Origin of the sequence: Enterobacter sp. RHBSTW-00975, assembly GCF_013615235.1 — a bacterium.
Lineage (GTDB): Bacteria > Pseudomonadota > Gammaproteobacteria > Enterobacterales > Enterobacteriaceae > Enterobacter > Enterobacter ludwigii.
The window spans coordinates 1773903-1794382 of sequence record NZ_CP055883.1; the positions used below are offsets into that span (position 1 = coordinate 1773903).

Below are 20480 nucleotides of genomic sequence, written 5' to 3' on the forward strand. Positions count from 1 at the left end.
CCAAAGCTTACGGTTTCAGTCATTTACGCTTAAGGGATTCGCTTATATACTCGTGGGTCTGCTATCAGCAAACAGACGGATTTCATGTACCAACCTGTCGCACTCTTCATAGGCTTACGTTACATGCGTGGGCGCGCCGCGGACCGCTTCGGTCGTTTTGTCTCCTGGCTTTCGACTATTGGCATTACGCTTGGCGTAATGGCTCTGGTGACGGTTCTTTCCGTCATGAACGGCTTTGAGCGCGAGCTGCAAAACAACATCCTGGGGCTGATGCCGCAGGCTATCCTCTCCTCAACCAACGGTTCCGTTAACCCACAACAGCTCCCGGAAAGCGCGGCGAAGTTACAGGGTGTCACGCGCGTTGCGCCGTTAACCACGGGCGATGTGGTGCTGCAAAGCGCCCGTAGCGTGGCGGTCGGCGTGATGCTGGGCATTGACCCGGCGCAAAACGACCCACTGACGCCATTCCTCGTGAACGTGAAGCAGACCGACCTGGAAGCTGGCAAATATAACGTGATCCTCGGCGAGCAACTGGCCGGGCAGCTTGGCGTCAACCGTGGCGACCAGCTGCGCGTAATGGTACCGTCGGCCAGTCAGTTTACGCCGATGGGACGTTTGCCAAGCCAGCGCTTGTTCACGGTGGTTGGCACGTTTGCCGCCAACAGCGAAGTCGATGGTTATCAGATGCTGGTGAATATTCAGGACGCGTCACGTCTGATGCGCTATCCGGCGGGGAATATCACCGGCTGGCGCCTGTGGCTCGACGCCCCGCTAAAAGTGGATACCCTCAGCCAGCAAACGTTGCCGGAAGGGACCAAATGGCAGGACTGGCGTGAACGCAAGGGCGAGCTGTTCCAGGCCGTGCGGATGGAAAAAAATATGATGGGGCTGCTGCTGAGCCTGATCGTGGCGGTCGCGGCCTTCAACATCATCACCTCACTGGGGTTGATGGTGATGGAAAAGCAGGGTGAGGTCGCCATTCTGCAGACTCAGGGGCTAACGCCGCGCCAGATCATGGCGGTATTTATGGTGCAGGGTGCCAGTGCCGGGATTATCGGTGCGCTACTCGGTGCGGTGCTGGGGGCGCTGCTCGCCAGCCAGCTTAACAATTTAATGCCGATCATCGGCGCTCTGCTTGATGGTGCGGCGCTGCCCGTGGCTATCGAACCGTTACAGGTGATTGGAATTGCGCTGGCTGCGATGGCCATTGCGCTGCTTTCTACGCTTTATCCTTCCTGGCGCGCTGCCGCCACTCAACCCGCTGAGGCTTTACGTTATGAATAAGATCCTGTTGCAATGCGACAACCTGTCCAAACGCTATCAGGAAGGCACTGTGCAGACTGACGTATTGCACAATGTGAGCTTCAGCGTGGGCGAAGGTGAGATGATGGCGATTGTGGGCAGTTCCGGCTCCGGCAAAAGTACGTTATTACACCTGCTCGGTGGGCTGGATACACCCACCAGCGGTGACGTGATTTTCTCCGGCCAGCCGATGAGCAAAATGTCATCTGCGGCAAAAGCGGAGCTGCGTAACCGCGAGCTGGGCTTTATCTACCAGTTCCACCACCTGCTGCCGGATTTCACGGCGCTGGAAAACGTGGCGATGCCGCTGCTGATTGGTAAAAAGAAACCCGCAGAAATTACTACCCGCGCCAGCGATATGCTGAAAGCGGTTGGGCTTGGGCATCGCGGTAACCATCGTCCTTCTGAACTTTCCGGCGGTGAACGCCAGCGTGTGGCCATTGCGCGTGCGCTGGTCAACAATCCGCGTCTGGTACTGGCGGATGAGCCAACGGGTAACCTGGACGCCCGCAACGCGGACAGTATTTTCCAGCTGCTGGGGGAGTTGAATGCCTCGCAGGGAACCGCGTTTCTGGTGGTAACCCACGATCTCCAGCTGGCAAAACGGATGGGACGTCAGCTTGAGATGCGCGACGGTCATCTGAACCCAGAACTGACCCTGATGGGGGCGGAGTAATGGCTTCACCGTTATCGTTACTCATAGGGTTGCGTTTTAGCCGCGGACGTCGTCGCGGCGGCATGGTGTCACTGATCTCGGTGATCTCCACCATCGGTATTGCGCTGGGAGTGGCGGTGCTGATCGTGGGCCTTAGCGCCATGAACGGCTTTGAGCGTGAACTGAATAACCGCATCCTGGCGGTGGTCCCGCACGGTGAAATCGAACCGGTGAATCAGCCGTGGACGCACTGGAGCGATGCCCTGAGCAAAATCGAAAAAGTGCCAGGCATCGTGGCGGCCGCGCCTTACATTAACTTTACCGGGCTGGTCGAGAGCGGCGTTAACCTGCGCGCCATTCAGGTAAAAGGGGTGAACCCGGTGCAGGAAGAGCGCCTCAGCGCGTTGCCGAAATATGTTCAAAACGGCGCGTGGGCAAACTTTAAGGCCGGTGAACAGCAAATTATTATGGGCAAAGGCGTTGCCGAGGCCCTGAAGGTTAAGCAGGGCGATTGGGTCTCTATCATGATCCCGAACGCCAGTGCCGACCACAAGCTGCAGCAGCCTAAACGCGTACGTCTGCACGTCACCGGTATTCTTCAGTTAAGCGGCCAGCTCGATCACAGCTTTGCGATGGTGCCGATGGAAGATGCGCGCCAGTATCTCGACATGGCCGACAGCGTGACGGGTATTGCCATTAAGGTCAACGACGTCTTCAACGCCAATAAGCTGGTGCGTGATGCCGGTAGCGTGACCAATAACTATGTCTACATCAAAAGCTGGATTGGCACTTACGGTTATATGTACCGTGATATCCAGATGATCCGCGCCATTATGTATCTGGCGATGGTGCTGGTGATTGGGGTCGCGTGCTTTAATATCGTTTCGACGCTGGTGATGGCGGTCAAAGACAAGAGCGGCGACATCGCCGTCCTGCGTACCCTGGGGGCAAAAGACGGTCTTATTCGCGCCATCTTTGTCTGGTACGGTCTGCTGGCTGGGCTGTTCGGGAGCCTCTGCGGCGTGGTGATTGGCGTGGTGGTTTCTCTGCAGCTGACGCCAATTATCAATGGCATTGAGGCGCTTATTGGCCACCAGTTCCTGTCGGGTGATATCTATTTTATTGACTTCCTGCCGTCTGAATTGCACTGGCTGGACGTTTTTTATGTGCTGGTAACGGCACTTTTACTGAGTCTGCTGGCAAGCTGGTATCCGGCGCGTCGCGCAAGCCGAATTGATCCGGCGAGGGTACTAAGTGGCCAGTAATTACGTCATGATTTAGCGGTCGTCAGGCCGCCAAATCAAAAAGAGGAATGCATGATGTATTATGGATTTGATATTGGCGGCACCAAAATTGCGCTGGGCGTGTTTGATAAAAACCTCAAACTGCAGTGGGAAACCCGCGTTCCCACGCCACGCGAAAGCTACGATGAATTTTTAACTGCCATTGCCGCACTGGTGGCGCAAGCTGATTCACGCTTTGGCGTGAAAGGCAGCGTCGGCATTGGTATTCCGGGAATGCCCGAAACTGACGATGGTACGCTGTATGCGGCCAACGTTCCTGCTGCCAGCGGTAAACCGCTGCGCGCCGATCTCTCCGCTCTGCTTGAACGCGACGTGCGTTTAGATAATGATGCCAACTGTTTTGCGCTCTCCGAAGCCTGGGACGATGAGTTTCAGCGCTATCCGCTGGTGATGGGGCTGATCCTCGGCACGGGCGTAGGGGGAGGGATCGTCATCAACGGTAAGCCGATTACCGGGCGCAGTTACATTACGGGAGAGTTCGGCCATATCCGACTGCCGGTTGATGCCCTGGCGGTCGTCGGGCGCGACTTCCCGCTGACCCGCTGCGGTTGCGGTCAGCATGGCTGTATTGAGAACTACCTCTCCGGACGTGGGTTTGCATGGCTTTACGAACACTTCTATCATCAGAAACTTGAAGCCCCTCAAATCATTACCTTGTGGGAGCAGGGGGATGCGCAGGCGCGAGAGCACGTTGAGCGCTATCTGGATCTGCTGGCGGTGTGTCTGGGAAATATTCTCACCATCGTCGACCCGGATCTGCTGGTGATTGGGGGAGGGCTTTCAAACTTTAGCGCGTTAACGGAACAGCTGTCCGGGCGTTTGCCCCGACATTTATTGCCGGTTGCCCGCGTGCCGCGTATTGAACGTGCGCGACACGGGGACGCAGGAGGAATGCGCGGAGCCGCATTCCTTCATCTCACCGATTAGTTTACGAGGTTTTTATGCTGTCGCGTCGCTTAGGTCGACTCAGCCGTTTTCGCAAAAATAAACGCCGCTTACGTGAGCGCTTGCGCCAGCGGATCTTTTTCAGAGACAGAATGATGCCAGAAGCGATGGATAAACCCAGAGTGGTGGTGCTGACTGGGGCGGGGATCTCCGCAGAGTCAGGTATTCGCACTTTCCGCGCTGCGGACGGGTTATGGGAAGAGCACCGTGTTGAGGATGTGGCGACGCCGGAAGGCTTTGCCCGCGATCCGGATCTTGTGCAGGCGTTTTATAACGCCCGCCGTCGTCAGCTGCAGCAGCCAGAGGTTGTGCCTAACCCGGCGCATCTGGCGCTGGCGAAGCTGGAAGAGGCGCTTGGCGATCGTTTTTTGCTGGTTACGCAGAATATCGACAATCTGCATGAACGGGCCGGTAACAAAAACATCATCCATATGCACGGTGAACTGCTGAAAGTTCGCTGCGCCTGGAGCGGTCAGGTGCTGGACTGGAAAGAGGACGTGCTGCCTGAAGATAAGTGCCACTGCTGCCAGTTTCCGTCGCGCCTGCGTCCGCATGTGGTCTGGTTTGGTGAAATGCCGCTTGGTATGGATGACATCTACAGCGCGCTGGCCATGGCGGATGTCTTTATCGCCATTGGCACGTCTGGCCATGTCTATCCGGCGGCCGGCTTTGTTCACGAAGCGCGGCTGCACGGTGCGCATACGGTTGAGCTGAATCTTGAGCCGAGCCAGGTTGGCAGCGAGTTCGAAGAGAAGCACTATGGCCTGGCCAGTACCGTCGTACCGGAGTTTGTCGATAAACTCCTGAAAGGGCTGTAATCGCGATAGCCTGAAAAGGCACCCGTCCTGCGGGTGCCTTTTTTGTTTATGGCGTAAAGTACGCCAGCGTTTTCTCCAGCGATTTCGCCTGCTCGTCCAGTGACAGGGCCGCTGCCGAGATCTGTTGTACCAGGGACGCGTTTTGCTGGGTCGTGCTGTCCATCTGATTGACGGCAATGCTGACCTGGCTAATTCCCCGATTCTGCTCATCCAGAGCCTGAACAATATCGTTAATCACCAGATGCACATGCGACACGGCCTCAATGACCTGCTTCATCATGACGCCGGTTTCATTGACCAGCTCAACGCCTTTGCTGACACGGCCTGAAGACTCGGCTATCAGCTGGGAGATCTCTTTTGCCGCGTTGGCGCTTCGCTGGGCAAGGTTGCGCACTTCACCCGCCACCACTGCAAAACCGCGCCCCTGTTCGCCCGCGCGCGCCGCTTCTACGGCGGCATTCAGCGCCAGAATATTGGTCTGGAAGGCGATACCGTCCACAATGCTGTTGATCTCTCCAATCTTACGGGCGCTTTCGTCAATTTCCCCGATCACCACCACGACATCGTTGACCAGCGTCTCGCTATGTCCGGCAAGGGTCGCGGCACGATCGGTAAGGGTGGTAGCTTTGTGCGCATTGTCGGCGTTATTTTTCACCGTGACCGAAATCTCTTCCATGCTGGCCGCGGTTTCGACAATCGCCGCTGCCTGTTCTTCGGTGCGTGAGGCCAGATCGAGATTGCCTGCCGAAATTTCACTGGTGCCACCGTGAACGGAGTGGCTGGCTTCGCTGATGTTACCCACGATGCGCTTGAGCTGCATCTGCATGGTGTGCAGGGCGTAAAAAATACTGCTGGTATCCCCGGGACGCACCGGGATAGCGTTGTTCAGGTCGCCTCCGGCCACGGCCAGCGCGATCCCGGCGGCATCTGACGGTTCGCCCCCCACCGGGCGGTCCACTTTACGGGTAAAGATTTGCGCCATGACCAGGCTGACAACCACAATGCTTAACACCATCAGGAGGATGGCTTTTAGTAAAAATTGTCTTGCCTCGGCCATCACTTCGCTGACCGGGGTGACGATAGCCAGCTTCCAGGGCGTCTGACTGTTGCCGATGGTAATCGGCTGCCAGGTGATAAACGCCTCTTCCTTCAGTTGAGGATCGTTTGTGCGTATCACCTCATCCCCTGTGACAGTTCCGGTGTAAGGCTTGCCTACGGCACGTTTATCCGGGCTGGAAACCACGCTGTTGCCCGCTGACAGAAGCAGGGCGTAGCCTGTACCGTTCCACGGTTTAATCGCCCCGATCATCGATTGCAGGGTGGCGAGTGAGAAATCCGACGTGACGGACCCCAGGAACTGACCCTCACGCATGATGGGTGCGGCAATCGAGGTGAGCATTACGTCCACCCCATTGTAGGGATAAATATAGGGTTCGATGATGACATCTTTTTGCCGTTGCTTCGGCAGCAGATAATAATCGCCGCTGCCGGGCGTTTCGATGTCCGTCAGCAGATGTAATGCCGGTTTGCCTGTGGCGTCGCGGTCAACGTAGCGGGCGTAACGTCCGGCGGGATCTTCACCGCTCTGACCGGCAAAGGTGGCATCGTTGCCATCGAAGGAATCAGGTTCAAAGGCCATCGACATTGAAAGAAACTGAGGGTGCGCTGAGAGATAATGGATTAGCAGCTGGTTGAGTCCCTGTCGATCAACGATGCCCGCGTCGCGCAGTGCCTGAGCGCTATTTCCCATGTCACGCGCGGCCGCCAGGGCGGAATCCATCTGTTTACTGACCTGCAACGACTGCACTTCAGCAATCTGACGGATGTGTTTTTTAGCCAGCACTTCTTGCTGATCCATCCACTGCCACATCATAAAACCGATCGTTGCCGTAAAGCCCACCGTCACGGTGAGGAAAATGGACAATAGCATCAACGTCTTGACTCTTATTTTTTGTTTTCGGACCATGGCGTCTTTCATTCTCAACTCCCGTAATGACGTGCATGTCGGGCAGGCACAGATCACTTATCGGATATTTCGCCATGTTTCTGTAGAGCACCGGGTATATTTAATTTAAATTTTTGATCGCTAATTCCCGTTAATTAGTGTGGATGCTTTTATTTTGTGCATTCAATCAAATTAGTGTTCGATAATGCTCGTTATCGTTGTGCAGATATGGGATGCTAATAAATATAAAGACGTTCAGGAGGATGGGATATGTATGGATTTATCGCGAGACAACCCATTTTTAACCTCGATATGAATACCGTGGCCTATGAGCTGCTTTTCAGAGACGGAATGACCAACCGTTTCCCCGATGTGTCGGCGGAATATGCCACGTCCAGAATGATATCAGACCAGTTCTTATCCGTGCCGTCCCAGCGCATCGCCGGGGAACATACGTCGTTTATCAATTTTCCTTCCCGGATGATCATCGACCGCAGCGCTGAGGCGCTGGACAAAAACAACGTGGTCATTGAGATCCTTGAAGATGCTGACCCGGGTGAGGCGCTTTTGCAGGCCGTGAGAGAAATGTATGAGCACGGGTACTGCTTTGCGCTCGATGATTTCACTCTCGCACCGGAATGGGATGTTTTTTTGCCCTATATTTCCATCATCAAATTCGATGTCCAGAATTACACCTTAGCGCAAATTAAAAATTACCTGAGTGAGCGTAAACGCCTGACCGGGCATATTAAATATCTGGCTGAAAAAATTGAGACTAAAGAGGAATTCAAACAATACAGCGATGCCGGATTTTCTCTTTTTCAGGGATATTTTTTCTGTCGTCCGGAGGTGATTAAATATAAACGGCTATCGCAAAATCAGCTTGCAATTTTCCGTCTGCAAATGGAAGTAGGGCGCAATAAACCTGACTTTCGGATCATCGAGTCGTTAATCAAAAGCGACCTCACGCTGTCCTATAAAATCATGCGCTATATGAAGCACACCGCTTTTAAACACATGGGGGCCTGTAATTTCAGCAAGTTAACGCTGAGTGAAGTGCTGAGGTATCTCGGGGAAAATCAGCTCAGAAGGTTTGTGGCCGTTGTAGTGCTGGCAAGTGCAGCCAACGACACCGTCACCGAGCTTTACCCGATGAGTATGATGCGCGGGAAATTCTGTGAACTGCTTGCCGAAAAGCTGAACGAGCCGATGCTGGCTGAGAATGCGTTCATGTGCGGTCTGTTCTCACTGCTTGATACCCTGCTTGAGCTGCCGATGGCAGAGCTGATGACGCAAATTGCTGTCCCGCAGAGCGTGAGTAATGCGTTGTGTCATCAGGAAGGGCAGTTAGCGGACATGGTACGCCTCTGCCATTACTACGAGCAACAGCAGTGGGATGAGGCAAGCAGAATAAGTCACGCGCTGGGGCTGGCAGAGGAAGACATCGTAGAGGCGATGAGGAAGGCCACGATCTGGGCCGGTGAGAACGCCGTCAGTTAATCGTTCCTCACTCCGCTAAGACGGAGTGAGGAAGAAAGCCTGGCCGCTTAACGGCCCGCTTTTAATTTCTGGTAATACTCTTCATAGATGCGGCTTGCGTCACCGACATCGTTTTGCCACTCGCCTTTACTGATGGTTTGCGCATCCGGATAGAGCGATTTGTCGTTCGCGACGGCCGGGCTGAGCAGCTTGCGCGCGGCGAGGTTCGGGGTGGGATAACCAATGGTCTCCGCAACCTGTTTCGCGACGTCCGGGCGCAGCAGGAAGTTAATCAGCTTCAGGGCACCGTCAACGTTCTTCGCGTTTGCAGGAATAGAGAGGCTATCCATCCAGAAGATCCCGCCTTCTTTCGGCCACACTACCTCCAGCGGCGTACCGGCCTGACGGGCAACATACGCGGAGCCGTTCCACACCATGCCCAGATTCACTTCGCCTTCCATATAGGGGTTTGCCGGGTTATCAGAGTTGAATGCCGCCACGTTAGGCATCAGCTTTTTCAGCTCGTTATAGGCCGCTTCAATCTCTTTCGGGTCCGTCGTATTGCCTGAGTAGCCGAGCTTACGCAGCGCTACCTGGAACACTTCGCGCGCGTCGTCGGTTAACAGCAGGCTGCCTTTGTATTCCGGTTTCCACAGATCGGCCCAGCTTGTAACGGTTTTCGGATCGATAGCCTCGCTGTTGACACCAATGGCGGTTGCGCCCCAGATGTAAGGAATGGAGTAGTCATTATTCGGGTCAAACGGCTTATTGAGCATCTCCGGATCGAGATTGTTGAAGTGAGTGAGCTTCGTTTTATCGATCTTCTGAATCATGCCCTCTTTGCGCATTTTATCGACGAAATAGGTCGACGGGACGACCAGATCGTACGCGCCTTCTTTGTAAGTTTTGAGCTTGGCGTACATGGTTTCATTCGACTCATAGGTAGAATAGATAACCTTGATGCCCGTCTCTTTCGTGAACTGCTCGAGCAGGCCAGGTGGCACATACTCGGTCCAGTTATAGAAATAGAGCGTTTTGCTGTCATCAGCGTGCGCGGCACCCATTCCGAGCACCAGTGCCGCAGCGGCAAGCATTTTTTTCATTTCATTGTCCCCTGAGATTTTGTTTTATCACGAGCAATAACCTGGCTGGCAATCACCAGCACCAGCGAGAACACTAACAGTATGGTCGCCAGCGCGTTCACCTCGGGCGAGACGCCGACTTTCACCATTGAATAGATCTTCAATGGCAGAATTTCATAACTCGGGCCGGTGACGAAGGAGGAGACCACCACATCGTCCATCGACAGGGTAAAACTCAGCAGCCATCCGGCAGCAACGGCGGGCATCGCCAGCGGCAGGATGATTTTGCGCAGGATCGTCATCTCACTGGCACCCAGATCTTTTGCGGCTTCCAGCATGCGTACGTCAAACCCTTTCAGGCGTGCGAAGACGGTGACCACCACAAACGGCAGGCAGAAAGTGATGTGGGAGAACAGCAGTGACCAGAAGCCCAACTGGACGCCCAGCAGCATAAACAGCACCAGCAGCGAAATCGCCATGACGATATCCGGCGACATCATCACCACAAACAGCATCCCGCTGACGAACGGTTTACCCCGGAAGCGATAGCGATAGAGCGCCACGGCGGTAAGCGAACCAATCAGCGTGGCGAAGGTGGCGGAGAAAATCGCCATCGTCAGGGAGTGCTGAGCAGCCTGCAGCAGACTGTCGTTGTTCATCAGCAGGCTGTACCAGTTGGTAGTGAAACCTTGCCAGTTGATACCGAAACGCGCGCTGTTAAACGAGTTCACGATCAAAATAATGATCGGAATATAAAGATAGGCATAGATGGCGGTCATAAAACCGCCGCGAAGCAGTCGACCGATCATTCGAGTTCCACCTTTTTATTCAGTAATCGTGAAGCACGCCAGTAGATCAACAGCATCAGGCCCATTACCACCGTGAGCGTAATGCTGGTGGCGGAACCGAACGGCCAGTCGCGAATGTTCAGGAACTGACTCTTAATCACGTTGCCGATAAGCAGGTTTTTCGCGCCACCCATCAGGTCGGACACGTAGAACAAGCCCATTGCCGGCAGCATTACCAGCAGACAACCTGCAATGATGCCAGGCATGGTCAACGGAATGATAATCCGGATAAAGGTCTGCAGTTTGCTGGCGCCCAGGTCTCTCGCAGCTTCCAGCAGCGGTTTATCCAGCTTCTCAATGCTGGAGTAGAGCGGCATCACCATAAAGGGCAGCAGGATGTAGACCAGACCCACAATGACCGCACCCGGCGTAAACATGATGCGCACTGGCGTATCAATCACGCCCAGCCACAACAGGAACTCGTTCAGATAGCCTTTGGTGCTGAGGAAAATTTTCAGCCCGTAGATGCGGATCAGGGAGTTGGTCCAGAAAGGCACGATCAGCAAAAAGAGCAGCAGTGGACGCACTTTTTGCGGCAGACGTGCCAGAAACCATGCAAAGGGATAACCCAGCACCAGGCAGGCAACGGTGGCGATCAGCGCCATATTAAGCGAGTGCAACAGCACGTCAAAATAGAGCGGATCGAGCAGACGCGAGTAGTTGTCCAGCGTAAAGACCAGCTTTACGAAGTCAGTATCGTCGCGGGTCAGGAAGCTGGTGGCGATGATCATCAGGTTGGGTAAGAAGACAAACAACACAAGCCAACCGACGATAGTAGCAATCACCACATTCTGGAATTTACTTGTGTTCTTCATCAGCCAGTACAACCTCCCAGCTTTCTACCCAGTTGATAACCATTTTCTGGTCGAGGGAGTGGTCGAAATCAGGGTCGTCCTCATTAAAGAACTCGCTGACCATCACCATCTTACCGTTTTCCAGTTCGACGACAGACTCCAGCGTCATCCCTTTATAGTTGCGCTCCCGGATATAGCCAATCAGGCCCTCGGCATCAGTATTGCCGTGGATCTCTTCAACGCGCAGATCCTCCGGGCGCAGCAGGACGTTAAGCTTTTGCCCTTTTTCGACGGCGAAATTCACGGTGATATTGCACTCGCGGCCTTCTACGTTGGCCCGCACGCGCTGTTCGTCCAGGCGTTCAATCACCGTGGCGTTGAAAATGTTGATCTCCCCAATGAAGCTGGCCACGAACAGGTTTTTCGGCTCTTCATAGATTTCACGTGGCGTGCCGTCCTGCTCGATTTTGCCGTCACGCATCACCACGATACGGTCCGACATGGTGAGTGCCTCTTCCTGATCGTGGGTAACGAAGACAAAGGTAATGCCGAGCTTGCGCTGCAGGGCTTTAAGCTCGTTCTGCATCTGCTTGCGCAGTTTGTAGTCCAGCGCGGAAAGTGACTCATCCAGCAGGAGCAGACGCGGTTTATTGACCACAGCGCGGGCGATAGCAACGCGCTGCTGCTGGCCGCCGGAAAGCTGGTGTGGCTTACGCTGGGCAAATTCTTCCAGTTGCACCATGCGCAGCGCGTCGGTAACGCGAGCAGGGATCTCGCTGGCCGGCGTTTTTTGCATCCGCAGGCCAAATGCGACGTTCTCGAACACGGTCATGTGCGGAAACAGGGCATAGCTCTGAAAGACGGTATTCACGTGCCGCTCTTCGGCGGGAACCTGGGTGATATCCTGGTTTTCAAGGTGGATGTGACCGCTATCGACGTTTTCCAGTCCGGCGATAAGGCGCAGTACGGTTGTCTTGCCGCAGCCAGAGGGGCCAAGCAGCGTGAGGAACTCACCGTCATTGATGGTCAGGTTGAGCCCGGAAATAACATCTTTACCATCAAAACTTTTACGAATTCGTTCCAGTTGCACCAGCGGTGAACGTGAACGGGATTGTGTATTCAATTTTTGCGCTGTCCCATATAGACGCTCCGGGATGCAGACCGAAGCGGGGTTTGTGTGTAACCACCTTGGTGACTCGTAATGAGGGCGGACATTCTACGGCAAACCACTGTAATCGCCAATCCTTGTCACTGATTCATAAGCTACATTTACTAACGGATACGATATAAACGGAAAATATTCTCGTTTGCGGGATAAAAGTGACCTGACGCAATATTTGCCTTTTGATGCTTATTGATAATGTTGTCACAAAAAGTGAGGGTGACTGCATGGATAAATTACTTGAGCGTTTTTTACAGTACGTTTCGCTGGATACCCAATCTAAACCGGGTGTCCGCCAGGTGCCAAGCACCGAAGGCCAGTGGAAGTTATTAAACCTGCTCAAAGAGCAGCTCGACGCCATGGGGCTGGTTAACGTCACGTTAAGCGAGAAAGGCACTGTGATGGGAACGCTGCCTGCGAATGTCTCCGGTGATATCCCGGCGATTGGCTTTATCTCCCATGTCGACACCTCTCCGGATTTTAGCGGTAAACATGTGAACCCGCAGATTGTTGAAAACTACCGCGGCGGCGACATTGCGCTGGGGATTGGTGACGAAGTACTGTCGCCGGTGATGTTCCCGGTGCTGCACCAGCTGCTCGGTCAGACGCTCATCACCACCGACGGCAAAACGCTGCTGGGTGCCGATGACAAAGCGGGGATTGCCGAGATCATGACGGCGCTGGCGGTGCTGAAAGAGAAAAATATCCCGCACGGGGATATCCGTGTCGCCTTTACGCCGGATGAAGAGGTCGGCAAGGGGGCAAAACACTTCGACGTAGATGCCTTTAACGCGAAGTGGGCCTATACCGTCGACGGTGGCGGCGTAGGGGAACTGGAGTTCGAGAATTTCAACGCCGCGTCCGTGACAATCAAAATCGTCGGAAACAACGTTCATCCTGGCTCCGCCAAAGGGGTCATGGTGAATGCGTTGTCGCTGGCGTCGCGTATTCATGCGGAAGTTCCGCCAGAAGAGAGCCCGGAACAGACCGATGGTTATGAAGGTTTTTATCACCTGACCAGCATTAAGGGCACCGTAGACAGTGCGCAGATGCACTACATCATTCGCGACTTTGACCGTAAAGCTTTTGAAGCGCGTAAACGTAAGATGATGGAGATAGCCAAAAAAGTTGGTAAGGGCCTGCATCCGGATTGCTATATCGAGCTGATTATCGAAGACAGCTACTACAATATGCGCGAGAAAGTGATGGCGCATCCGCATATCCTCGATATCGCGCAACAGGCAATGCGTGACTGTGATATTGAACCGTTGTTAAAACCGATTCGTGGCGGCACAGACGGTTCGCAGCTGTCGTTCATGGGGCTGCCTTGCCCGAATCTGTTTACCGGTGGCTACAACTATCACGGTAAGCACGAGTTCGTGACGCTGGAAGGAATGGAAAAAGCGGTGAAGGTGATTGTGCGAATTGCGGAACTGACCGCGGCGCGGTAATGACGAAAAAAAAGGCCGGGTCAGGCGAAGCCGCCACCCGGCACGCTTTTCTTTACGGTTTAGTCCTCAAAGAACCAGTACCCGCTATTCACCAGCGCGGCGAGCATCGCGAGGAAAGAGGGATCTTCCAGCGCATCGCCAAAGGTATCAGCCGTTAAGGTCAGGTGGCTGGCAATAGCCTCCAGCGCCGGACGGTGAGGGGAGTCCAGCTTCTCGCCGTTAACGAAAACATCTTCACCGATGCGCAGTACGCGCAACCCGCCCAGACGAACCAGTTTGTCGCCCTGCTGCAGTGCGTCATAAATCTCGTCGGCCTGGTATGGCGGCTCTGGCGGTGCCACATCCAGCTCATGGCGTGACTGGCTGATAAACTCACCAAACCACTGGCTGAAATGCGCCGGTTCATTGATCAAATCCAGCATCATGCCGCGAAGCTTGTCCAGTTCGGCTGGCACAATATCAGCAGGGTGCTCGCGTGCAGGCACATCCGGATCGCTGTAACGATGGCTGCCCAGTTCACGCTGCAGCACGTAGTCAGCAAAGCCGCTGATCATTTCGCGACCGCTTGGTGCGCGGAATCCGACGGAGTAGTTCAGCGAGTTTTCCAGCGAATACCCTTCGTGCGGGAACCCAGGTGGGATATAGAGAATATCACCCGGCTCCAGCTCTTCATCGATAATCCCTTCAAACGGATCGACCTGAAGCAGGTCCGGATGCGGGCAGTGCTGTTTCATCGGCACTTTGTCGCCCACGCGCCAGCGGCGGCGGCCTGTACCCTGAATGATGAATACGTCGTACTGGTCCAGATGCGGACCAACGCCCCCTCCTGGCACGGAGAAGGAGATCATCAGATCGTCCATTCGCCAGTCGGGCAGGGCGCGGAACGGACGCATTAACGCCGCAGTCGGTTCATGCCAGTGGTTAACCGCCTGAACCAGTAATGACCAGTTGTTTTCACCGAGGTGATCGTAGCTTTCGAAAGGACCGTGGCTGACCTGCCATTTCCCGTCCTGGTGGCTTACCAGGCGGCTGTCGACTTCGCTCTCCATGGCCAGGCCGGCCAGTTCGTCAGGGGAGAGGGGATCGACAAAATTGCTGAACCCGCGTTTAAGAACGACCGGGCGTTTCTGCCAGTAACGTTCAATAAATTCGGGCCAGTTAAGTGTTAAGTGATAATCCATATTTTTTTATTCCGCAGGCTCTTACTGACTCGGATTATAACGGAAGCACAGGAGCCTGGGTGCGAGATCCTCGCATTTTTCACATAACGGGTTAACTATCGTTCGATGTGGGCTGCTGGCGACCGAAAATGACCTCCATTCTGGCGCCTCCGAGTAAACTGTCTTCGGTTTCAATTTTTCCGTCGTACTGGTCGACGATTTCGCGTGCCACCGCTAACCCAACCCCCTGGCCGGGGCGCAACGTATCCGCACGCTGACCGCGGTCGAATACCACATCACGTTTATTGCGCGGGATCCCCGGGCCATCATCCTCAACGATAATATGCAATTCGTTATCCGTCTGACGCGCGGAAACTTCCACGAATTCCAGGCAATATTTACAGGCGTTATCCAGCAGATTGCCCATCACTTCCATGAAATCATTTTTTTCACCAACAAAGCTGATTTCGGGAGAGATATCGAGGCTGATATTGACCCCTTTGCGCTGGTAAACCTTGTTAAGCGCGGAGGTGAGGTTATCCAGAAGCGGTGCCACAGGATGCAGTTCGCGGCTCAATAACGCGCTGCCGGAACGCATGCTGGCACGGTGCAGATAGTAACCAATTTGCTGAGAAATACGGCTGATCTGTTCCAGCATCACCGGCTCGGCGTCATCAACGCTCAGCTTTGAGCTGCGCATCGAACGCAGGGTACTTTGCATCACCGCCAGCGGCGTTTTCAGGCTATGCGTGAGGTCGGTGAGGGTGGTGCGGTATTTATCATAGCGCTCACGTTCGCTTTTCAGCAGACGGTTGAGGTTACGCACCAGGCTTGTCAGCTCGCGGGTAGTCTCCGGGTTGAGCTTCTCACGATGATGTTCTTCCAGCTCGCGCACCTCTCTCGCCAGCGATTCGATGGGGCGTAAACTCCACCACGCGGCGAGCCACAGCAGCGGGATCACCAGCAGCAGATTCGCGGCCAGAACATAGACGAACCAGTTCCATACCATATAAGAACGTTTAAGTTCGACCGGGATGGTATCGACTACCACGATGGTTAACTGCGGCATGTTCATCGTGGCCGGGTAGAGGTTAATCGCCACGGAGAGCGTCATTTCTGTTTCGGCATCGTCTGCGCGGATCTCATTCAGCTTTTGCTGCAGGGAGCGGTCCTCGCGCAGCAGCGAGCTGGTGGTGTTCAGATCGGCTTCAAGTTCGTGGAAACCATTGGTCTTAAGCCATTCCGGACGAATACTTTTAACCAGCCATGGGATATCGCGTTGTGCCCAAAGTAGTTTTCCCTTTTCGTTATAAATCAGGGCCAGGGTCGGGCTTTGCTGGTTAAGGTTTTCCGGCATTTCGACGGTGATCGTGTTGTTTTCCCATTTCGCCAGGGTATAAAACAGGTTGCTTTCACCACGCAACAGTCGAAAAGTTGTTTTATCAAAACTGACGCTGTAGCCCACCAGAGCCACCATGCCGTAGGAGAGGGATAACACCAGCACGACGGCGGCTGTTGCCAGTAAAAAGCGAACCCGCAGCGAGAGGGGCAGAATATGACGCAAGATCCCTTTCATTTAGCGTATTTCGAACAGATAACCCTGACCACGGACGGTCGTGATCACGTCCAGCGGGTACTCCGCCTGAATTTTCTTGCGCAGACGTCCCATCAACACATCAATCGTGTGGCTCTCACGCAGCTCGGCATCCGGATAAAGCTGAAGCATTAAGGAATCTTTGCTCACCACTTTGCCGCTGTTGCGGATTAACGTTTCCATGATGGTGTATTCAAACGCGGTCAGCTTAATGACTTCATTATTGATCGAGAATTCACGACGGGAGAGATCAACCTGGAAAGGGGGAATCGAAATCACCTGGGAGGCCAGGCCGCTGTTGCGGCGTAGCAGTGCCTGCATGCGTGCCGCCACTTCTTCGATGTGAAACGGCTTGGTGACGTAATCATCCGCGCCCGCGCTGAGCACTTCAACCTTGTCCTGCCAGCCTTCACGTGCGGTCAACACCAGAACCGGAAGGGAGACATCATGGCTGCGCCAGCGACGAATCAACGACAAACCGTCTTCATCAGGCAATCCGAGATCGACGATGGCGATGTCCGGCAGGTGCTCATTGAGATAATAATCGGCTTCTTTTGCATCTTCGGCATCGTCCACCTGATGTCCCATCTCCTGAAGCTGAACCTTCAGGTGATGGCGTAGCAATGCGTTATCCTCAACAACCAGTACGCGCATCATCTTTTCTCCCTATATGAATGGTATGAATAGTTTAACGCTGATTATGTTGTTGTGGGGATAAACATTAAGTAAACCGGGGAAAAGCAGCCCCCTTTCCAGGCGGAAAGGGGGAAGGGAGGTTACTTCAGCTCGTCAACCATGGTGATGGCACGGCCGATATAGTTTGCCGGGGTCATCGCTTTCAGGCGGGTTTTCTCGTCTTCTGGCAGTTCCAGACTGTCGATAAACTGTTTCATGCCTTCGGCGTCTACGCGTTTGCCGCGCGTCAGCTCTTTCAGTTTCTCGTACGGTTTTTCAATGCCATAACGACGCATGACGGTCTGAATGGGCTCTGCCAGCACTTCCCAGTTGTGATCCAGCTCGTCCAGCAGACGGTCGCGGTTCACTTCCAGTTTGCTTACACCTTTCAGGGTGGACTGATACGCGATCAGCGCGTAGCCGATACCCACGCCCAGGTTACGCAGCACGGTGGAGTCAGTCAGGTCGCGCTGCCAGCGGGAAACCGGCAGTTTGCTCGCCATGTGCTGCAGCACCGCATTCGCCAGACCCAGGTTGCCTTCGGAGTTTTCGAAGTCGATTGGGTTGACTTTGTGCGGCATGGTTGAGGAGCCAATTTCACCGGCGATGGTCTTCTGTTTGAAGTGGTTCAGCGCGATGTAACCCCACACGTCACGATCGAAATCGATCAGAATGGTGTTGAAGCGAGCGATACAGTCAAACAGTTCCGCGATATAGTCGTGCGGCTCAATCTGGGTGGTGTATGGGTTCCACTGAATGCCCAGAGAGGTCACGAACGCTTCGCTGAACTGATGCCAGTCCACTTCCGGGTAGGCGGCGATGTGGGCGTTGTAGTTACCTACCGCACCGTTGATTTTACCCAGAATCTCGACCTGCTCCAGCTGACGATACTGACGTTCCATACGGTACGCCACGTTTGCCATCTCTTTACCCATCGTGGAGGGAGTGGCCGGCTGACCGTGGGTACGGGACAGCAGCGGAATATCACGATATTCGACAGACAGTGCTTTTACCGCGTCGATGATTTTACGCCAGTAAGGCAGCACCACGTCTTTACGTGCGGTGGAGAGCATCAGTGCATGAGACAGGTTGTTAATGTCTTCTGAGGTGCAGGCGAAGTGAATGAATTCAGACACGGCATGCAGCGCAGGCACGCTTGCCACTTTCTCTTTAAGGAAATACTCAACCGCTTTTACGTCATGGTTGGTGGTGCGCTCAATAGTTTTAATGCGCGCAGCATCTTCTTCGTTGAAGTCAGCAACGATTTTATCGAGGTAATCGTTTGCCTGGGCGTCAAAAGCAGGAACTTCCTTGATTGCTGCCTGGGCGGCCAGCTTTTGCAGCCAGCGTACTTCAACCTGAACACGGAACTTCAGCAAACCATATTCGCTGAAGATCCCGCGCAGCGCGCTGACTTTATCGCCGTAGCGTCCATCTACAGGGGATACGGCGGTCAGTGAGGATAATTCCATAATTCGCAACTCCGGGAGGTTAACAATGAGCAAGAATTTGTTTTGCCTGAGTCGTCAGGCGATTACGAGAAAACATTAACTGCAGGCGGCCACCGCCAACCTGATGCCACAGCACGGCGGCACGAATACCCGCCAGCAGGGAGGCGCGGACTTTTGCCTGAACCTGCGGGCTTTGCAGCACGGCAGGAGAGCCGGTGACCTGAATACGTGGGCCCAGCGGGCTGATGACGCCAACATAAATGCCGGCCATGGCACTGAGCAGCGTTTCGGACTGCAGATCAAAATGGTCGAGCTGGCGCTGCAGCCCGGCAATGCGGTCACCGAGCGTATCAAGCGCGCCTTTGGCCGCACTGAGCTTACGCTCCAGTACCATCAGGCTTAACGTGTAGCGGGTCAGCTCCGCGTTCAACCCCTGACGGCTACTGGCGTTAAGCACGCCAAGCAAAGTTTCAAGACCGAGACGAAGATTGGTTTCACTCCCACCGAAGACACCCAGAGTCGAACCGGGGTTGAGGTCGATAACGCTGTTGAGTGAAACGTGCAGCGCGTCAGCATCGCAATGACCCTGATGCGCCAGCTGTTGCACCAGACGGGCAGACTGGCAAATTCCAGCCAGTGCCAGGGTGATGTCATAATAGTTCTTCGCCACACGTTCTCCTTTATGTGTGCAATCGTGTTAAACGGCCGGCAGCGGCAGGCGCTGTTCAATGATCCCGCCGCCCAGACAGATTTCGCCGCTGTAGAATACGGCGGACTGGCCTGGGGTGACCGCCGCAACCGGCTCGTCGAAACGCACATCAATGCGTTCATCATCCAGCGCGGTGACGGTACAAGGGATATCGGTCTGGCGATAGCGTGTTTTTACCGTGCAGCGCAGCGTACCCTTCAGCGGCTCACGATCGACCCAGTGCAGCTGTTGTGCGATGAGGCCGACGGACATCAGACGCGGATGGTCGTGGCCCTGAGCAACAACCAGAATATTGTTTTCGACATCTTTATCTACGACGTACCACGGATCTTCGCTGCCTTCTTTGGTGCCGCCAATACCCAGCCCTTTACGCTGGCCCAGCGTGTGGTACATCAGCCCCTGATGTTGACCAATCTCATCACCGTCGACGGTAACGATTTTGCCCGGCTGTGCCGGCAGGTAACGACCAAGGAAATCGCGGAATTTACGCTCGCCGATAAAACAGATACCGGTAGAATCTTTTTTCTTCGCGGTGATCAGATCCAGCTCTTCGGCGATTTTACGCACCTGCGGCTTTTCAAGCTCGCCTACCGGGAACAGGCTTTGCGCAATCTGTTCGTGGCTGAGTGTATAAAGGAAGTAGCTCTGATCTTTGTTGCCATCCAGACCGCGCAGCAGCTGGCTTTTGCCATTCACATCGGCACGACGCACGTAGTGCCCGGTCGCAATATAGTCTGCGCCCAGATCTTCTGCGGCGAATTCCAGGAAGGCTTTAAATTTGATCTCTTTGTTGCACAGAATGTCCGGGTTCGGGGTACGACCGGCTTTGTACTCTTCCAGGAAAAGCTCGAAGACGTTGTCCCAGTATTCTGCGGCAAAGTTAACGGTGTGCAGTTCAATGCCCAGCTTATCGCACACCGCCAGCGCATCGGCGAGATCCGCAGCAGCAGTGCAATATTCCTCGCCATCATCTTCCTCCCAGTTCTTCATGAACAGGCCCTCCACCTTATAGCCCTGTTGTTGCAACAGGTAGGCGGAAACGGAGGAATCGACACCGCCGGACATGCCGACGATCACTTTTTTCTGGCTGTTATCTGACATGGAAT

18 protein-coding genes are annotated in these 20480 nt (G+C 54.4%); 7 read left to right on the plus strand and 11 right to left on the minus strand.

Going from position 1 to position 20480, the window contains the following annotated elements:
• The first annotated feature begins 84 nt into the window (after positions 1-84).
• The 5 genes from lolC to cobB are packed head-to-tail and all read left to right on the plus strand — an operon-like array spanning position 85 to position 5024.
• Positions 85-1284, plus strand: coding sequence for a lipoprotein-releasing ABC transporter permease subunit LolC (gene lolC / locus HV340_RS08520; RefSeq protein WP_025204446.1), 1200 nt, complete (start codon positions 85-87; stop codon positions 1282-1284).
• The gene (gene lolD / locus HV340_RS08525) at positions 1277-1978 is read left to right on the plus strand and encodes a lipoprotein-releasing ABC transporter ATP-binding protein LolD (RefSeq protein ID WP_025204445.1); all 702 of its coding nucleotides are present in this window, start codon (positions 1277-1279) and stop codon (positions 1976-1978) included. The genes lolC and lolD overlap by 8 nt, the downstream gene beginning before the upstream one ends.
• Positions 1978-3222 carry a lipoprotein-releasing ABC transporter permease subunit LolE gene (lolE, locus tag HV340_RS08530; protein WP_014169597.1) on the plus strand — a complete coding sequence of 415 codons (1245 nt, stop codon included), beginning with the start codon at positions 1978-1980 and terminating at the stop codon, positions 3220-3222. The genes lolD and lolE overlap by 1 nt, the downstream gene beginning before the upstream one ends.
• A 54-nt stretch (positions 3223-3276) precedes the next feature.
• Entirely contained in the window at positions 3277-4188 is a 912-nt protein-coding gene (gene nagK, locus HV340_RS08535; protein ID WP_025204444.1) for an N-acetylglucosamine kinase, read from the plus strand.
• A gap of 14 nt (positions 4189-4202) precedes the next feature.
• The gene (gene cobB, locus HV340_RS08540; protein WP_014169599.1) at positions 4203-5024 is read left to right on the plus strand and encodes a Sir2 family NAD+-dependent deacetylase; all 822 of its coding nucleotides are present in this window, start codon (positions 4203-4205) and stop codon (positions 5022-5024) included.
• 46 nt (positions 5025-5070) lie between these two features.
• Here the strand turns inward: cobB and HV340_RS08545 are convergent, their stop codons facing one another.
• A complete protein-coding gene (locus tag HV340_RS08545; RefSeq protein ID WP_181216439.1) occupies positions 5071-7002 on the minus strand; it encodes a methyl-accepting chemotaxis protein in 1932 nt (643 codons plus the stop codon).
• A 237-nt stretch (positions 7003-7239) separates the two neighbouring features.
• Here HV340_RS08545 and HV340_RS08550 point away from each other — a divergent pair, with 237 nt between their 5' ends.
• Positions 7240-8469 (plus strand): HDOD domain-containing protein, encoded by a 1230-nt coding sequence (locus tag HV340_RS08550; protein ID WP_025204441.1) that lies wholly within the window; start codon positions 7240-7242, stop codon positions 8467-8469.
• Positions 8470-8516: 47 nt separating this feature from the next.
• Here HV340_RS08550 and potD read toward each other — a convergent pair whose 3' ends face one another.
• The 4 genes from potD to potA are packed head-to-tail and all read right to left on the minus strand — an operon-like array spanning position 8517 to position 12328.
• Positions 8517-9551, minus strand: a complete 1035-nt coding sequence (gene potD / locus HV340_RS08555) for a spermidine/putrescine ABC transporter substrate-binding protein PotD (RefSeq protein ID WP_014169602.1) — start codon at positions 9549-9551, stop codon at positions 8517-8519.
• The gene (gene potC, locus HV340_RS08560) at positions 9548-10339 is read right to left on the minus strand and encodes a spermidine/putrescine ABC transporter permease PotC (RefSeq protein ID WP_181216440.1); all 792 of its coding nucleotides are present in this window, start codon (positions 10337-10339) and stop codon (positions 9548-9550) included. The genes potD and potC overlap by 4 nt, the downstream gene beginning before the upstream one ends.
• Positions 10336-11193, minus strand: coding sequence for a spermidine/putrescine ABC transporter permease PotB (potB, locus tag HV340_RS08565; RefSeq protein ID WP_020884651.1), 858 nt, complete (start codon positions 11191-11193; stop codon positions 10336-10338). Before potB ends, potC begins: the two co-directional genes overlap by 4 nt.
• Complete coding sequence (gene potA, locus HV340_RS08570; protein WP_171032980.1) at positions 11177-12328, minus strand: spermidine/putrescine ABC transporter ATP-binding protein PotA; 1152 nt, start codon at positions 12326-12328, stop codon at positions 11177-11179. The genes potB and potA overlap by 17 nt, the downstream gene beginning before the upstream one ends.
• Positions 12329-12561: 233 nt before the next feature.
• Here potA and pepT point away from each other — a divergent pair, with 233 nt between their 5' ends.
• Complete coding sequence (pepT, locus tag HV340_RS08575; RefSeq protein WP_020884649.1) at positions 12562-13785, plus strand: peptidase T; 1224 nt, start codon at positions 12562-12564, stop codon at positions 13783-13785.
• A gap of 59 nt (positions 13786-13844) precedes the next feature.
• On the opposite strand, the gene HV340_RS08580 is transcribed toward pepT, so the two are convergent.
• The 6 genes from HV340_RS08580 to mnmA all read right to left on the minus strand — a co-directional run bounded on the left by HV340_RS08580 (position 13845) and on the right by mnmA (position 20475).
• Positions 13845-14966, minus strand: coding sequence for a cupin domain-containing protein (locus tag HV340_RS08580; protein WP_032677894.1), 1122 nt, complete (start codon positions 14964-14966; stop codon positions 13845-13847).
• Between the two features lie 91 nt (positions 14967-15057).
• The gene (gene phoQ, locus HV340_RS08585) at positions 15058-16521 is read right to left on the minus strand and encodes a two-component system sensor histidine kinase PhoQ (RefSeq protein ID WP_181216441.1); all 1464 of its coding nucleotides are present in this window, start codon (positions 16519-16521) and stop codon (positions 15058-15060) included.
• On the minus strand, positions 16522-17193 hold the full coding sequence (gene phoP / locus HV340_RS08590; protein WP_063925464.1) for a two-component system response regulator PhoP: 672 nt from the start codon (positions 17191-17193) through the stop codon (positions 16522-16524). It lies immediately after the preceding gene.
• A 122-nt stretch (positions 17194-17315) separates the two neighbouring features.
• A complete protein-coding gene (gene purB, locus HV340_RS08595) occupies positions 17316-18686 on the minus strand; it encodes an adenylosuccinate lyase (RefSeq protein ID WP_020884458.1) in 1371 nt (456 codons plus the stop codon).
• 19 nt (positions 18687-18705) lie between these two features.
• Positions 18706-19335, minus strand: a complete 630-nt coding sequence (gene hflD, locus HV340_RS08600) for a high frequency lysogenization protein HflD (RefSeq protein ID WP_181216442.1) — start codon at positions 19333-19335, stop codon at positions 18706-18708.
• Between the two features lie 27 nt (positions 19336-19362).
• Positions 19363-20475, minus strand: coding sequence for a tRNA 2-thiouridine(34) synthase MnmA (gene mnmA, locus HV340_RS08605; protein ID WP_059305427.1), 1113 nt, complete (start codon positions 20473-20475; stop codon positions 19363-19365).
• Between the last annotated feature and the right edge of the window lie 5 nt (positions 20476-20480).